General features: G+C 74.7%; 8 protein-coding genes and 7 pseudogenes. 9 read left to right on the forward strand and 6 right to left on the reverse strand.

Annotated features, from left to right (window positions below):
- Positions 1-832 precede the first annotated feature (832 nt).
- Positions 833-1,900 (forward strand): annotated as a pseudogene (gene hemE / locus ABD794_RS02835) (uroporphyrinogen decarboxylase).
- A gap of 148 nt (positions 1,901-2,048) precedes the next feature.
- Here the strand turns inward: hemE and ABD794_RS02840 are convergent.
- The 4 genes and pseudogenes from ABD794_RS02840 to ABD794_RS02855 all read right to left on the reverse strand — a co-directional run bounded on the left by ABD794_RS02840 (position 2,049) and on the right by ABD794_RS02855 (position 5,562).
- Positions 2,049-2,492, reverse strand: coding sequence for a peptidase associated/transthyretin-like domain-containing protein (locus ABD794_RS02840; protein WP_344960738.1), 444 nt, complete (start codon positions 2,490-2,492; stop codon positions 2,049-2,051).
- Positions 2,462-3,102, reverse strand: a pseudogene (locus tag ABD794_RS02845) (dioxygenase family protein). Before ABD794_RS02845 ends, ABD794_RS02840 begins: the two are co-directional and overlap by 31 nt.
- A 29-nt stretch (positions 3,103-3,131) precedes the next feature.
- A complete protein-coding gene (locus ABD794_RS02850) occupies positions 3,132-4,319 on the reverse strand; it encodes a 4-hydroxybenzoate 3-monooxygenase (RefSeq protein WP_344960740.1) in 1,188 nt (395 codons plus the stop codon).
- Between the two features lie 49 nt (positions 4,320-4,368).
- Positions 4,369-5,562 (reverse strand): thiolase family protein, encoded by a 1,194-nt coding sequence (locus ABD794_RS02855; protein WP_344960742.1) that lies wholly within the window; start codon positions 5,560-5,562, stop codon positions 4,369-4,371.
- A gap of 123 nt (positions 5,563-5,685) precedes the next feature.
- Here ABD794_RS02855 and hemG point away from each other — a divergent pair.
- Positions 5,686-7,131, forward strand: a pseudogene (gene hemG / locus ABD794_RS02860) (protoporphyrinogen oxidase).
- A gap of 31 nt (positions 7,132-7,162) precedes the next feature.
- Positions 7,163-7,860: pseudogene (gene hemQ, locus ABD794_RS02865) on the forward strand (hydrogen peroxide-dependent heme synthase).
- A 142-nt stretch (positions 7,861-8,002) separates the two neighbouring features.
- Here the strand turns inward: hemQ and ABD794_RS02870 are convergent.
- Positions 8,003-9,578 (reverse strand): annotated as a pseudogene (locus tag ABD794_RS02870) (alpha/beta hydrolase).
- Positions 9,579-9,684: 106 nt separating this feature from the next.
- On the opposite strand from ABD794_RS02870, the gene ABD794_RS02875 reads away from it, so the two are divergent.
- The 5 genes and pseudogenes from ABD794_RS02875 (at position 9,685) to ABD794_RS02895 (ending at position 13,227) form a co-directional block, all read left to right on the forward strand.
- On the forward strand, positions 9,685-10,128 hold the full coding sequence (locus ABD794_RS02875) for a hypothetical protein (RefSeq protein ID WP_344960743.1): 444 nt from the start codon (positions 9,685-9,687) through the stop codon (positions 10,126-10,128).
- A 14-nt stretch (positions 10,129-10,142) separates the two neighbouring features.
- Complete coding sequence (locus ABD794_RS02880; RefSeq protein WP_344960744.1) at positions 10,143-10,493, forward strand: hypothetical protein; 351 nt, start codon at positions 10,143-10,145, stop codon at positions 10,491-10,493.
- Between the two features lie 869 nt (positions 10,494-11,362).
- A pseudogene (locus ABD794_RS18510) lies at positions 11,363-11,590 on the forward strand (EfeM/EfeO family lipoprotein); the annotation flags it as partial.
- A 91-nt stretch (positions 11,591-11,681) separates the two neighbouring features.
- Positions 11,682-12,023, forward strand: a complete 342-nt coding sequence (locus ABD794_RS02890; protein WP_344960747.1) for a hypothetical protein — start codon at positions 11,682-11,684, stop codon at positions 12,021-12,023.
- Positions 12,020-13,227 (forward strand): annotated as a pseudogene (locus ABD794_RS02895) (Dyp-type peroxidase). The gene ABD794_RS02890 and the pseudogene ABD794_RS02895 overlap by 4 nt, the downstream one beginning before the upstream one ends.
- A 2,012-nt stretch (positions 13,228-15,239) precedes the next feature.
- Here the strand turns inward: ABD794_RS02895 and ABD794_RS02900 are convergent.
- A complete protein-coding gene (locus ABD794_RS02900) occupies positions 15,240-15,614 on the reverse strand; it encodes a hypothetical protein (protein ID WP_344960749.1) in 375 nt (124 codons plus the stop codon).
- On the opposite strand from ABD794_RS02900, the gene ABD794_RS02905 reads away from it, so the two are divergent.
- Positions 15,595-15,795 (forward strand): hypothetical protein (locus tag ABD794_RS02905; protein WP_344960750.1); only part of this gene is annotated, 201 nt, incomplete at its 3' end. The two genes, ABD794_RS02900 and ABD794_RS02905, sit on opposite strands and share 20 nt — an antisense overlap.

Consider the following 15,795-nt stretch of genomic DNA (forward strand, 5'->3'; position numbering starts at 1 on the left):
ACGGCGCCGCTCCCGCAGGCCCACGAAGTCAAAGTGCGAACCCGCGCGGCCGTCCCCGTTGCCGCTCGGCGCCGCGTAGGGGCACCGGCGCGCCTCCAGCCGGCCGTCAGCAGGACCAGCAGACCTCCGGCAGCGATAGGGGGGCGGGGTGGGGGGTGGGGGTCCCCCCTCCCGGGGGGGCCCCCCGCCATCTCCGTCGGATCCAGATCACGCGGCGCGCTGGACGAGCGTCACCCAGGCGGGCAAGGTTTGCTTGGTGGGGGGGGTGTGCCCCACGGGGGGGGGCCCCCCGAACCCCACCAAGCACCTAAACCGGTGGGGGTGGGGGGGTGGGGGGGGGGGGGGGGGGGGGGGGGGGGTGGGGGGGGCCCCCCCTCGTTCCACGTGGGGGGCCCCCCCGGGGGCCCGGGGGGGGGGGGGGGTTCGGTGGGGCCAGGCCAGGATCGCAAAGCCCGTCCGTTTCGCCCAAAAGTAGTTGTCGCCCGTCGTCGTTCCACACACCAGACCGCACGCACCTCCAGGGCGTTACGAGGACAGGTGTGGGTGCGAAGGCCCACTGGGGGCGGCCGGGGTCCGTCCGGAATCGAGTTCGATTCTCGGGCCGCAGGGGGGCGGACGAAGTTTTAAACCCCCCTTTGGGGGCCCCAAAAGGCCTGGGCGGGGGGGCCGGAAGACGGACGGGGAGCCCTCCCCACCCACGTCGTCCGGACCGTCCGAGTGGTGTCCGTGCGCCGCAGCCATGCCCGGAAGACTAGGCGGAACGACCCGCGGTTCCGGGTAGGGACACCCACATGCGCGGGTCACTCGTTCGGCCCGTGCGAAGATTTGGGACATGAGTGAGCGCAGCCAGCATCAGACGGGCCGCACCGCGGCGTACGATTCGGCCTTCCTGCGCGCGCCTGTCGGCGCGAACCCGTGCCGCACACGCCGGTCTGGTTCATGCGGCAGGCGGGCCGCTCGCTTCCCGAGTACCGCAAGGTGCGCGAGGGCATCCCGATGCTCGAGTCCTGTATGCGGCCCGACCTCGTCACCGAGATCACCCTGCAGCCGGTCCGCCGGCATGGCGTCGACGCCGCCATCTTCTTCAGCGACATCGTCGTCCCGCTCAAGGCCATCGGCATCGACCTCGACATCAAGCCCGGCGTCGGACCCGTCGTCGAGAACCCCATCCGCACCCGGGCCGACCTGGAGCGGCTGCGGCCGCTGTCGGGCGACGACGTCCCGTACGTGACCGAGGCCGTGGGCATGCTCACCGCCGAGCTCGGCGCCACGCCGCTCATCGGCTTCGCCGGCGCGCCCTTCACCCTGGCCAGCTACCTGGTCGAGGGCGGGCCCTCGCGCAACCACGAGCACACCAAGGCGCTCATGTACGGCGACCCCGAGCTGTGGGCCGACCTGCTCGACCGGCTCGCGGACATCACGTCGGCCTTCCTGAAGGTGCAGATCGAGGCGGGCGCGTCGGCCGTGCAGCTCTTCGACTCCTGGGTCGGCGCCCTCGCCCCCGCCGACTACCGGCGCCACGTCATGCCGGCCTCGTCCAAGGTCTTCGACGCGGTCGCCGGGTACGGCGTGCCGCGGATCCACTTCGGCGTGGGCACCGGCGAACTGCTCGGCCTCATGGGCGAGGCGGGCGCGGACGTCGTCGGCGCGGACTGGCGGGTGCCGCTGGACGAGGCGGCGCGCCGGGTCGGCCCCGGCAAGGCGATCCAGGGGAACCTGGACCCGGCTGTCCTCTTCGCGCCGCGCGAGGCGGTGGAGGAGAAGGCGGCCCGCGGTGCTGGAGGCTGCGGCCGGGCTGGAGGGGCATGTGTTCAACCTGGGGCACGGGGTGTTGCCGGCGACGGATCCGGATGCGTTGACGCGGCTGGTGGAGTTCGTCCACGAGCGGTCGGCTCGGTAGAGGTTTCCTCTCCCCGCCCCGCCCTCTCACCGTTTCCCGCCCCCTGAACAGCCCGTCCGGCGCTTGAGGACGAACGCGGCGCAGCCGCGTTGCCCCGCGCGGAGCGCGGCGAGAGACGGTGAGAGGGCGGGGCGGGGGCGAATTCCCGTCAGAAGGACAGGAACACCGTTTCCCGTTCGCCGCGCAGGCGCACGTCGAAGCGGTGTCCCGAAGGGCCCGGAAGGGCCAGGAGTGTCGCGCGGCGCTCCGGGGGCAGCGCGGCCAGGAGTGGATCGTCCGGCAGTTCTGCGAAGTAGACGCGGGTGAACAGATGCCGCGGCAGGCCCCGCGCGTGCACGCACACCGCCAGGTACGGCGGGACGGCCGAAGACGTGCGCAGGACGTAGGAGCCGTCCGCGGCGGTGGGGACCCGGGCGAAGGGGGGCCAGAACTCCAGCAGGGCGTCCGGGACGCCGGCTCCGTCCCCGTCGAGGACCGAGCCGCGCAGGACCGGCGGGCCGGTCCCGGAGGCGGGCAGCGCCGGGCCGAAGTACGGGCCGATCGTCTGGGACGGGGTCGTCGTCACCGCGTGTCCTCCGCCCACGTCGCGCACGGCCCGTCCCAGGACCACGTCCCAGTGGTAGCCCGGTCCGGCCGGGTCGCGGCCGGCGATCAGCCTCGCCCGTGCGGCGGGGTCGCGGACGGCGTGGTGGATGCCGTCCCGGTCCAGGAGCGGGTCGCCGGGGAAGTACATCTGGGTCACCAGGCGTTGGGGCGAAGGCCGTGCCGAAGAGGGAGAAGTGGATGTGGGCCGGGCGCCATGCGGTGGCGTCCACCGGGTAGGCGCCGGGGCGGACCGTGGTGAAGCGGTAGCGGCCCTCGTCGTCGGTGAGGCAGCGGCCCGTGCCGGTGAAGTGGGGGTCCAGCGGGGCGGGGTTGCGGTCGGCGGGGTGGGCGTATCTGCCCGCCGCGTTGGCCTGCCATATCTCGATCAGCTGGCCGCGGACGGGGCGGCCGCGGCGGTCGAGTATCCGGCCGCCGACGGTGATGCGTTCGCCCAGCGGCTCCCCGGCGTGCTGCCGCGTCAGGTCGTCGTCGAGGGGGCCGACCGCGGCCGGGCCGAAGACCGGGCCGGTCAGCTCGGCCGCCTCCGGGTCGCAGGGGAGGAGCACGGGCGGGTGGTGCGGCTGCCGCCCGGGAATTCCGGAGTAGGGAACCGTCATGGATGGTGCCTACCCCTGCCTGTCGGCCGTCAGACGAACGGCACCTCGGTCGGCAGCCCGGCGTAGTTCTCCGCGAACTCCGCGGCGGCGGCCGTGGGCCCCACCAGCCGGTCGAGCCGGCTGGCCCGCAGCCGGCGCTCGTAGGCGTCCGCGCCCGGTGCCGCGTGCAGCAGTGTCGTCATCGCGTGGGCGAAGTGCTGGACCTGCCAGACCCGGCGCAGGCAGTGGTCCGAGTAGCGGTCGAGCAGGGCGGTCGAGCCGCTCCTGCGCCAGTGCGCGAACCCGCGGGCCATGGTGACGACGTCGGAGAAGGCCAGGCTGAGTCCCTTGGCCGCGGTGGGCGGCACGACGTGGGCGGCGTCGCCGGCCAGCAGCAGCCGCCCGTGCCGCATCGGTTCGACCACCTCGCCGCGCAGCGGGAACACGCACCGGTCCGAGAGGGGCCCGGGGTTCAGCGGCCGGTCCTCGACGGCCAGCCGGGCCTCCAGCTCCTCCCAGATCCGGTCCTCCGGCCAGGCGCCGGGCTCGGTGCCGGCCGGTACCTGGAGGTAGAGCCGGGAGAGGGTGGGGGAGCGCATGCCGTGCAGGGCGAAGCCGCGGTCGTGCGCGGCGAGCAGCAACTCGTCGGCCGCGGGCGGGGCGTCGGCCGAGACGCCGAGCCAGGCGTAGGGGTAGCCGCGCCCGTGCAGCCGCGCCGCCCCGGTGGCCAGCAGGGCCCGGCGCGCGGTGCCGTCCGCGCCGTCGCACCCGGCGACGTAGGCGCACTCCAGCACGTGCTCCGCCCCGTCCCGGGTGTAGCGGATCACCGGCCGGTCGCCGTCCAGCCCCTCCAGGGCGTCGACGGGGGCGTCGAACAGCAGCGGTGCCCCGTCGGCGAGCTGAAGCGCGATCAGGTCCCTGACGAGCTCGTGCTGCGGATAGAGCGTCGTGGCCCGGCCGCCGGTCCGTCCGGACACGTCGAAGCGGTGCGCCCGGCCGCCGAAGCGCAGTTCGAAGCCCTCGTGGAGGACGCCGTCCACGTCGAGCCGGCCGGCCGCGCCGCAGGCGCGCAGCGTGTCCACCGCGCCCTGCTCCAGGATCCCGGACCGCTGCCGTCCCTCCACCCGGGCCCGGCTCCTCGCCTCCAGCACCACGCAGTCCACCCCGGCCCGGTGCAGCAGCCGGGCGAGCAGGAGGCCGGCCGGTCCGGCCCCGACGATGCCGACGGTGGTGCGCACGGTGCAGTCGCCTCCCGGGAGCGGGGCCGGGACCCGGCCATCAGCGTTCTCAGCGTTCGAGGACCAGCGCCTGGCCCTGCCCCACGCCGATGCACAGTGCCGCCACGCCCGTTCCGGACCCCGCCGCCGCGAGCTGGTGGGCGAGGGAACCGGCGAGCCGGGCGCCGGAGGCACCCAGCGGGTGCCCGATCGCGAGGGCTCCGCCGCGCTGGTTGACGAGGGCGGGGTCGAGTTCCGGCCACTCCGCGAAGCATCCCAGGGCCTGTGCGGCATACGCCTCGTTGAGTTCGAAATGTGTCAGGTCGGCGAAGGTCCGGCCGGCCCGGCCGAGCGCTCGCCGCACGGCCGCCACCGGTCCCAGCCCGTACAGGTCCGGCTCGATGCCGGTGACCGCGGACGCCCGGATCCGGGCCAGCGGTTCGCGGCCCGTCGCGCGCAGCCCCTCCTCGTCGCAGATCAGCAGCGCGGCGGCGCCGTCGTTGAGCGGGCAGGAGTTGCCCGCGGTCACGGTGCCCTCCTCCGGGCGGAACGCCGGCTTCAGCGCGGCCAGGGCCTCCGCCGACGTGCTGTCGCGGATGCTCTCGTCGCGGGCGAGGTCCACGTCCGGCAGCGGGACGACCTCGTCGGCGAAGGCGCCGTCCCGCCAGGCCCGCGCCGCCTTCCGGTGGCTGGCGAGGGCGAAGGCGTCCTGTTCGGCGCGGCCGATGCCGTGCTTGTCGGCGATCCGCTCGGCGCCCTCGCCGAGGGAGACCGTCCACTCCTCGGGCATGGCCGGGTTGGTCATCCGCCAGCCCAGCGTCGTCGAGTAGAGCTGCTGGTGGCCGGCGGGGAAGGCACGTTCGGCCTTGGGCATCACCCAGGGCGCGCGGCTCATCGACTCGACGCCGCCCGCCATCACCACCGAGGCGTCGCCGACGGCGACCGCCCGGTACGCCTGGACGACGGCCTCCAGCCCGGAGGCGCACAGCCGGTTGACGGTCGCGCCGGGCACGGTCACCGGCAGGCCCGCGAGCAGGACGGCCATGCGGCCGACGTTGCGGTTCTCCTCGCCGGCGCCGTTGGCGTTGCCCAGCACGACCTCGTCGATCCCGGCCGGGTCGAGCGCGGGCGAGCGGTCGGCCAGGGCCCGGAGGACGTGCGCGGCCAGGTCGTCGGGGCGGACGGCGGCCAGGGCACCGCCGTACCTGCCGATCGGGGTGCGGACGGCGTCGGCGACGTAGACGTCCCGGATGCGGTCGTGCATATGAGCTCTCCGTAAGGTGGGTTGGTGCCGACTGACCGTTCGGTCGAGAGTCTCGGCAGGCTCCCCGAGCGCTGTCAATGGGGCGCGGGCGGGTGTCCCGGGACCGTCTGAGACAGTGAGGTCATGAGCGAGGCCATGAGCGAAGACCGGAACCGCGCACACCACGTGGCCGTGATCGGCGGCGGCATCTCGGGACTGACCGCCGCCCTGCGTCTGCTGGAAGGGGGTGCGCGCGTCACGGTCCTCGAGGGCACCGACCGCCTGGGCGGCAAGCTCCTCGCGGGCCGGATCGCGGACGTGCCCGTGGACCTCGGCGCCGAGTCGATGCTGGCCCGGCGGCCGGAGGCGGTGGACCTCGCCCGCGCCGTCGGACTGGGCGACCGCCTCCAGCCGCCCGCCACCGCCACCGCCGGGGTGTGGACCCGCGGCGGTCTGCGCCCGCTGCCCAAGGGCCAGATGATGGGCGTCCCCGGCGACCTCGACGCGCTCGCCGCCTCCGGGGTGCTCTCGCCCGAGGGCCTGGCGGCCGTCGCCCGCGACGCGGACCTGCCGCCGACCGAGCTCGGCGACGACGTGGCCGTCGGCGCGTACGTGGCCGAACGGCTGGGCCACGAGGTCGTGGACCGGCTGGTGGAGCCGCTGCTCGGCGGGGTCTACGCCGGCGACTCGTACCGCACCTCGATGCGCGCCGCCGTCCCCAAGCTCTTCGAGGCCGCCCGCGCCCACCGCTCGCTGACCGAGGCCGTCCGCGCCCTGTCCGCCGCCGCGCCCGCGCAGAGCGGGCCCGTCTTCGCCGGCCTCGCCGGCGGCGTCGGGACCCTGCCGGGCGCCGTCGCCCGCGCCGTCCCGCGCCGCCGGCGGCGAGATCCGCACCGGCACACCGGTCGCCGGGCTGGCACGCGCCGCCGACGGCTGGCGGCTCGATCTCGACGGCGCGTACGCCACCGCCGACGCTGTCGTCCTCGCGACGCCCGCGCACGACGCGGCACGGCTGCTCGCCCGGGTCGCCGGGGCCGCCGCCGGGGAGCTCGCGGAGATCGACTACGCCTCCATGGCCCTGGTCACGCTCGCCTTCCGCCGGGCCGACGTCGCCCGACTGCCCGCCGGCAGCGGCTTCCTCGTACCGCCGCGCGACGGCCGGCGGATCAAGGCGTCCACCTTCGCCAGCAACAAGTGGGGCTGGATCGCCGAGGCGGACCCGGACGTCTTCGTCCTGCGCACGTCCATCGGCCGCTACGGGGACGAGGCCGATCTGCGGCGCGACGACGACGAGCTGGTGCGGATGTCCCTGGAGGACCTCGGCGCCGCGGTGGGGCTGGCCGCGACGCCGCTGGAGAGCCGCGTCACCCGCTGGGACCGGGGCCTGCCCCAGTACCCGGTCGGCCACCTCGACCGCGTCGCCCGCGTCCGGGCGCAGGTCGCCGCCCTGCCCGGCCTGCGGGTCTGCGCGCCGCCTACGACGGCGTCGGCATCCCGTCGTGCATCTCCGGCGCGCGCCGGGCGGCCGAGGAGCTGCTCGCCGCCATGCCGACCCTGCCCGAGGGCGCCGCCGTCGCGGGGGGACAATAGGGACCATGACTGACGCCCAGGACGCCAGAAGATCCCGAACGCCGGCAAGAAGGCCAAGGACCTCAACGAGGTTCATCCGCTACACCCTTCTGGTCGGTGTTCAAGCTGGCGCGACGTGCTCCCGCAGGACCGGTCCGGCTACGCGGAGGAGGTCGAGGAGCTCTTCGCCCAGCTCGCCGAGAAGGACGTCACGGTGCGCGGCACCTACGACCTCTCCGGTCTCCGGGCCGACGCCGACGTGATGATCTGGTGGCACTCCGAGACGTCCGACGCGCTCCAGGACGCCTACAACCGCTTCCGCCGCACCCGGTTCGGGCAGGCCCTGGAGCCGGTGTGGTCGAACATGGCGCTGCACCGCCCCGCGGAGTTCAACAAGTCGCACATCCCGGCGTTCCTCGCGGACGAGACGCCGCGCGACTACGTCAGCGTGTACCGTTCGTGCGCTCCTACGACTGGTACCTGCTGCCCGACGAGGACCGCCGCCGCATGCTCGCCGACCACGGCAAGATGGCCCGCGGCTACCCGGACGTCCGGGCCAACACGGTCGCCTCGTTCTCGCTGGGCGACTACGAGTGGATCCTGGCCTTCGAGGCGAACGACCTGTACCGGATCGTCGACCTGATGCGTCACCTCCGGGCGTCCGAGGCGCGGATGCACGTGCGCGAGGAGGTGCCGTTCTACACGGGGCGGCGCAAGGCGGTCGCGGAGCTGGTGGCGGGGCTGGCGTAGCCGGCCGGGCGGCCGGTGGGGTTTTCTCTCCCCGCCCCGCCCTTTCACCGTTTCTTCGCGCTCCGCGCGGGGCAACGCGGCTGCGCCGCGTTCGTCCTCGAACGCCGGACGGGCTGAATCAGCCCGTCCGGCGTTCGGGTCGTCAGCTCGCCCGCGGCTCGGCGCGGCCCGCGCACGTCGTGCGGCGGGCGGGAGTGCCCCGGTCAGCAGGTATTGTCCAGGTGACCGTTTGACGCACGCGTTGGGGCCGCCGCCGATGCCGTGGGTTCCCGCGTTGCGTTCGGTGACCAGGACCGAACCCGACAGCCTGCGCTGGAGCTCCAGCGCCCCCGCGTACGGCGTGGCCGCGTCGCGCTCGGCGGCCAGCAGCAGGACGGGCGGCAGCGCCTTGCGGGCCGTCCGGACGTCCAGCGGCCGCTGCCGGGGCGTCGTCCAGTAGGCGCACGGCAGGTTCATGAAGGCGTTGGCCCAGGTCTCGAACGGCGCCTTGCGGGCGAGGCGGGTGTTGTCCCGGTCCCACTGGTGCCAACTGCGCGGCCAGGGCGCGTCGTTGCACTCCACGGCGGTGTAGACGGCGTTGCTGTTCTCGGCCGCCGGGGCGCCGGACGCGCTGGGTCCGGCGAGCGCGACCAGCGGCCCGTCGTCGCCCCGCAGGAACGCGGAGAGGGCCCGTGCTCCCGACGCCCACGCGCTGTCGGTGTAGCCGGCCCGGACGAGGGCGCCCTGGAGCTGGCCCGGGCCGACCCTGCCGCCCGCGGCCCGGCGGCGGAGCTGCTCCATCGCCTTGTGGTACGAGGCGAGGACCTGGCGCTCGGTGCGGCCGAGGTGGTAGACGGCGTCGTGCCGTGCGGCCCAGCGCCGCCAGTCGGTCCAGCGCCGCTCGAACGCGGCCGACTGGTCGAGGTTGTTGTGGTACCAGACGCGGTGCGGGTCCGGGTTGACCACGCTGTCGAAGACCATCCGGCGCACGTGCCCGGGGAAGAGCGTCGCGTACACGGCGCCGAAGTACGTCCCGTAGGGACGCCCCGAGGTAGTTGAGCCGCTGCTCGCCGAGGGCCGCGCGCCAGCACGTCGAGGTCGCGCGCGTTGTTGCGGCTGGTGAAGAACTGGAGGTCGGCGCCGGTCCTGTTGCGGCAGCCCTGCGCGTACGCCTTGGCCTTGGCGATGTGCTGCTTCTTGTACGCGGCGGTGGGCTGCTCCGGCGCGTCGCCCGGCGCCTGGTTGAACGCGGCCGGGTCCATGCAGGACAGCGGCGCGGAACGGGCGACGCCGCGGGGCGCGTAGCCGACGAAGTCGTAGGCCTCGGCGAGCTTCTGCCACTGGGGCAGCCCGGCCAGCAGCGGGAAGATCATGCCGGAGCCGCCGGGGCCGCCGGGGTTGAAGACGAGGGCGCCCTGGTGGGCGGAGCGGGGCCCGGTGGAGTGGCCGCGGCTGACGGTGAGGGCGATGTGCCGGCCGTTGGGCCTGGTGTAGTCCACGGGGACGGACACCGTGCCGCACTCCACGGTCCGGGGCAGGTTCTCGGTGGCCGGGCAGACGCCGAAGGCGATGCCCCGGGCGGCGGCCCGCTCGGCGGCCAGCGCCACGCCGCGGGCCTCGGCGGGGCCGTCCGGGGAGAGGAGGGCGCCGGCGCCTTGGGCGGCGGGCAGCGGGGTGAGGACGGTGAGTCCGGTGAGGATGAGGGAGCCGACGGTTCCGTAGAGGGCAGCTGTGCGCACGGGTGTCCCTTCATATCTAATTGCGACAAAAGGGATATTTGATTCGGCAGTCGCTGAAGTAAAGCACCCGGCGGCGATGTCGGGGGCGAAGGGCCCGAAGGAGGTGGTGGGGCGGGCCGGTGAGGGCCGCAACAGATGTTCGGTCGGGTTGGTTCCCGCCCAACTGCGGCAAGATGGCGGAGGGGTGATGGGCGTGCGCGAGCGGCCGGAGACGGGTCCCGAGGCGGATGCCGGGACGGATGCCGACACCAAACGGGGGGCGGCCGGGCGGAGCTACGACCCGGACCGGCTCTTCCTCCACCCCGACGACGACCTCGCCCCCAACCGCCCCGGGGAGACCCTCCGCGCCGGGCTCGACGCGTCCCGGACCGGCCGCTGGTCCCTGCTGTTCGCCCGGCTGCTCGGCCGCCGGCCCGTGGAGGACGCCTGGCGGCGGGCGCTGGCCGCGGAAAAGTTCGTCGGGGCGGTCCTGGAGGCGCTGACGCCGGGCGGCTGGGAGGTGCTCCACTCGGTCGTCCTGCCGGCGACGCGGTCGTCTCCCATCTGCTGATCGGGCCCGGCGGGGTGTTCTGCGTCCATGTCGAGCCGGTGCGGCGGGCGGGGCCGGTCCGGGTGGACGAGGTGTTCGTGCGGGTGCCGGGGGAGCGGCGCCCGCGCCCGGTCGTGCGGTGGGCCCGGCAGAGCGCGGCCCGGTGCTCGCCGGTGCTGGCGCGGGGGTGCGGGTTTCCCGTGCTGGTGGGGGGAGTGGTGGTGCTGGTGGGGGCTACGGAGGTGGTCGTCGAGGACGGCGACGTACGGGTTCTGACGGAGCATCAGGTGTCGGGGCTCGGCGCGCTGGGCGGGGTGCTGCGGCCGGAGCGGGTGGACCGGGTGCACACGGTGGCGCGGAATCGGCGGGTGTGGCTCCGGTGCTGAGTGCGCGCAGGGGGCGGGCGCGCTGACGGATGGGTGAATCCGGGCCCTGTGCTGCGTGGGGGTGCGGGAGGGTCTGCCTACGATGGCCGCCTTGTCGGCGGTGCGGGTCGTGGTGGGTGGTGGGTGTGGTGGGCGGTGGGCGGTGTGGTGGGTTTGCCCCTGGCCCGCCCTTTCACCATTTCTTCCGGGGCTCCGCCCCTCGGCCCGCAACGCGGCTTCGCCGCGTTCGTCCTCAAACGCCGGACGGGCTGAATTTCGAGCCCGGGCGCACGAACCAGCCCGTCCGGCGCTTGAGGACCTCCGACCGAAGGTCGGATGGGGGTCCGGGGTCTCCCCGGGAAACGGTGAAAGGGCGGGACCGGGGCAAACCCACCGCACTGGCGACGCTCCCCCTGCTCCTCGCCCTCCTCCTCGGCGCCTGCGCCGCCCCGCCCGCCCCGCCCAAGGCCTCGGCCCCCCGCCCCGCCCGGAGCCGACGACGCCGTCGACATCTCCCCTTCCGCCTGCGGCCACGGCTGGACCCACCCCCCGCCCCGGCACCCGCACCTTCGCCCTCCGCAACACCACCCCCACCCCCGCCGAGGCCCGGCTGCAGGACGCGCGCACCAAGGCCGTCCTCGGCGAAGTGGAAGGCATCGGTCCCGGCGGAGTGCGGCTGTTGACCGTCCGGCTCGCCCCGGTACGTACTCCTTCGTCTGCCGGCCGCCGACGCCGCCCCCGTCACCGGTCCCCGCCGTCCGCGTCACCGGCGCGCGGCGCCAGCGGCCCGGCCGTCGTTCCCGTCACCGCCGCGAGCTCATCGCGCCGACCTGGCCTACCAGCGGTGGGTCGGGCACGAGCTCGGCCGGCTCGTCCGGGCGACCGCCGCCCTGGCCGCGCGCATCGGGGACGTCCGGCGCGCCCGCGCCGCCTGGCTCGCGGCGCACCTGCGCTATCAGCGACTCGGCGCGCCTACGGCGCCTTCGGCGACCGCGGCGAGGCCGTCGGCCGCATCGGCCGCCGGACTGCCCCGCGGCGCGCGCGATCCCCGCTTCACCGGCTTCCGCCGCGTCGAGTACGGCCTGTGGCATGGTGAACGCGGACCGGCCCTGCGCCGCGCGGCCCACCGGCTCGCCGCCGACGTCCGGGCGCTGCACGGGAGTTGGGCCGTGGCGCGCATGGACCCGGCCGAACTCGGGCGCCGCGCCCATGAGATCGTGGAGGACACCCTCCGCCTGGAGCTCACCGGCCCGCACCGACCACGGCAGTGGCACCTCGCTCGCCACCGCCCGCGCCCAGCTCGACGGCGCCCGCCGCGCCCTCGACGGACTCCGCCCCGCGCTGCGGGCCCGCGGCATCGCCACCACCGCCCTCGACCGGCGGTTCCGGCGCGCCCGGCACATCCTGGACCGGCAGTACCGGCACGGCCGTTGGACGCCGCTCGCCCGGCTCGGACGGGCCGACCGGGAGCGGATCGACGCCTGCTTCGGCGACCTCGCCGAACGGCTCGCCGTCGTCGCCGCCGTCTGCGACGTACGGAGTGCGACGTGAACCCCGTACGCCGCCGCGGCCTCCTGCGCGGCGCCGCCGCCGGCGCGGCCTGCGCCGTGACGCCCGGCCGTCGGCCGGCCGGCGGGCGTTCCTTTCCACGGCCCGCGCCAGCGGACCGTCCTCACCCCGCCCGCCCGCTGCACCGCGTTCGCCGCCTTCGACGCCACTGCCACGGCCGCGCCGAACTCGTCGACGCGCTGCGGGTGTTGACCGACCGCGCCCGGTTCCTCTCCGCCGGCGGCACCGCCGCTCCCCACCGGCGTCGCCGCGCCCCCGGCCGACTCCGGGCTGCTGGGGCCCCCGCGTCCCGGCGGACGGCGCCGTCCGCGTCACCGTCGCCGTCGGCGCCTCCCTCTTCGACGGCCGCTACGGGCTCGCCGGCCGCGCCCCCCGGCGGCTGCGGCCCATGCCGGTCTTCCCCGACGACGACCTCGACCCGGCCTGGTGCCACGGCGACCTCGCCGTCCAGCTCTGCGCCGACAGCCCGGACACCGTGCTGCACGCCCTGCGCGACATCACCGGCACACCCGCGGCGCCCTCCAGATCCGCTGGCGGCTCAACGGCTTCACCGGCCCCTCCCGCCCCACGGGCGCCCCGCGCAACCTCTTCGGCTTCAAGGAGGGCACCGCCAACCCGGACCCGGCCGACACCCCGGCTGATGGACCGCTGGTGTGGGCCGGACCCGACGAGCCGGGCTGGGCGGCGGGCGGCACGTACCTCGTCGTGCGGCTGATCCGCATGCACGTCGAGTTCTGGGACCGCGTCCCGCTCTCCGAACAGAGCGGCTGCTCGGCCGCGCCCGCGACACCGGGGCCCCGCTCGACGGCGCCCGCGAGGGCGACGCGCCCCGCTACGCGTACGACCCGAGGGCGAGGTGATCCCGCTGGACAGCCACATCCGCGCCGCCGACCCGCGCACCCGCACACCCGCGGCAGCGCCTGCTGCGCCGCTCCTACAGCTACGACCGGGGGGCGCGCCCCAATGGCGACCTCGACGTGGGGACGCTGTTCTGCTGCTACCAGCAGGACCCGTACGGCAGTTCACGGCCGTGCAGCACCGGCTGGCGGGCGAGCCGCTGACCGACTACGTGACCCCGTTCGGCGGCGGCTGGTTCTTCGTGCTGCCGGGCGTGCGCGAACCGCGCGCGGACCGGTACGGCCGCGCGCTGACGGACCTCACGGACGAAGGACGGACCCGGGCATGACCGTGGAACGCCAGATGCGGCGGGCGGCCGCCGGGGCGCTGGCCGCCGCCGCCCTCCTCTCGGCGCCGCCGCACCCGTTTCTCCCCCCGCCACGGCGACGCCCGTCAAGCACCTCGTCGTCGTCTTCGCGAGAATGTCTCCTTCGACCACTACTTGCGCCACTACCACACCAGCGCGGCCACACGACGCTACAGCCGCGTTTCACACCCCGCCGTCCCGGACAACCCGCAGGACGTCTGACAACCTGCGCACCACGCCGGGCTGCTCACATCCTGCACAACTCACCAAGCGTGCTACCGCGCCCGCGCTGCCTGGCCCCGCGCAGCTGACCCTGACGCTGCGACACCAGATCCACACTACTACGCACGCCGCAGCGTCGCTCGCCGCCCACGCTGCGCGCGGCCTACACGGTATCGTTCGTGACGTCACGAGCACGACCGCACTCCGGCGCTGCTCCGGCACAGCCTCTACGGCGAACCCGAGCTGGGGCGTGCGTCACTGGACCACTTAGTCGACGGCAATCACCGTCACCGCGCGATGGAACTACGTCCCCAGCACACTACGCCCATTCAACGAGGCCAGTCCTTCGGACGCCACCTACGGGAACGCCACCTCCACCGGCGCCGTCAACCTCGTCTACCGGCAGACGCACGGTGCAGTCGTCTCACACCGAATCCAGCGCCTCCACGGCGCACAGCGAGCACCCCTCGGCAGACCCGCCGCCCGACCCGTTCGTCGTGGTCGCAGGACGCGCGGGGCGTACGGCACAGCAAACTCGTGTACCAATCGATCGCCCAGCCGCGTACGACGACCTGCTCGGTTGCGCGACAGGGCCACCGCCGAGGCCGCAGCCCCGCTCGCCAGGCGTCTCCGCTGGCCGCAACGTGGCGACCTGCTGCAAGCGTGCGGAGGTGAGCTGCGTTGGTTCCGATGTGACGGCTTCGGCCCGCCGCGCCCTGGACGGGAGACTCGGGGCCACTACCGCGGCACGCTGCTCACCCCGGGCGACACCAGCGACCAACTCCGGGGGCGTCCAGGTAAGATATCGTCACTACATCCCGCACCACCATGCGTGTCGCAGTATACTACGCCTCGACCGCGCCTAACTCCGCACCACCTGTCTGCCGCCGCACTCGCGATCGCCACGAGATCAGTGAGCACGACGGCGTGGGCCAATCCACTCACACAGTACGACCTGCGTGTCACGACATGTTCGACTAGCTATCCGTCACTGCGCGCCGCAGGAGCGCGGCTAGCCGTGCGGTCAGACTTTCTCGCAGCCCCGACGGCGAGCCAGGGACGGCACGGGAACGGCGACATTACTTCCGGGCCGCTGACGAGCAAGCGCGCTTCCTCGTACACGCCCCTGATCAATCGAGATCCATGATGCTCGCGCGCAGTGGCCTGTGACACACATGCGGAATCGTCCTCGCCTACGGTACGATCTCCGACGTGCCTGAACGGCGTGTTGACAGTATCCCACGCTGCCTGGACGCCGCACACGCAGCAACGGTCGCGGTCGAGGCCGGGCCTCGGATAACGCCAGCCGCCTGCCGCTTCGCGGGCCCCTGGCGCCTGGCGCGGCGGGCACGAGGTTGGCAGGTGACGGGCCCCGGGAGCCGCGGCTGCCCGCTGCGACTCGTCTGGCTCGCACCTACCAGCCAGGTCATCAATCGCGGTGGACCACACACCGACCGCGGACGTGAGCGTCGGGCTGCCGTCCGCGCTTCATCGAGGACTACTGCTGTCCTCGGGCGGAGCGGCGGCTCAGCTCCGTTCGAGCATGCGCGTGTGTGCGCGGGTACGCTGCTTCCCAGTGTCCGCTGCCTGCGTCGACGCTGCTTCCAGCGACCCGAACACGCGGGTATGGAGGGTGCGGCTAGGGGTCAGGACGGTATGCGGTGCAGTGGTGGTGCGGCCGGCTGCTCTGCGCGGGCGGGCGCGCCTGCATTGCCTTGCCGAGGGCGCTCCCGCCCGCCCCGTCAGTGACGGCTCGTCCGCAAGCCGCGGCCTCAGCCGGGGCGGAGTGCCGCCTCGGCGTCCGGCCCCGCCGCCGCGCGGGCGCGCGAGGTCGCGGCGGCGGCGGCGATGGTGGGGGCGGGGGTGGCGGTGCGGAGGCTGCTGCGGGGGCGGTAGACGGGCGGCCGCTGCGCGGCGGTCCGGGGGGCTCGTCCTAGTCCATGGCGAGGGACGACCCGAAGTCCCCGGGTGACAGCGGTGCGCCGGGCAGCGGGAGGGCGCCCTCGGGGCGCAGGCCGTGCAGGTAGACGGCCAGTTGGCGGGCGGCGAGGGCCGCGCCCCGCCCCGGCCGGGAGGTGGGGCATGGGCCGGCAGGCCATGGCGGCCACGGCGATGAGGTCCTCCGGGGTGACGTCCGCGCGCAGCACCTTCGCGTTCCGCCCGGCTTCGAGGATCTCCCCGAGGCCGGCGCGGATGGCGCGCTGGAGTTCCCTGATCCGCCCGGTCCGGCACCAACGGGCCGCCGATCAGCGGGAGTACGAGGTGCTCGCGCTGTTCGACGACGCGCCCGAAGAGGCGGCCGAGGGCGGCCACCGGGTCGTCGAGCTC

The organism is Streptomyces thioluteus (assembly GCF_039535865.1).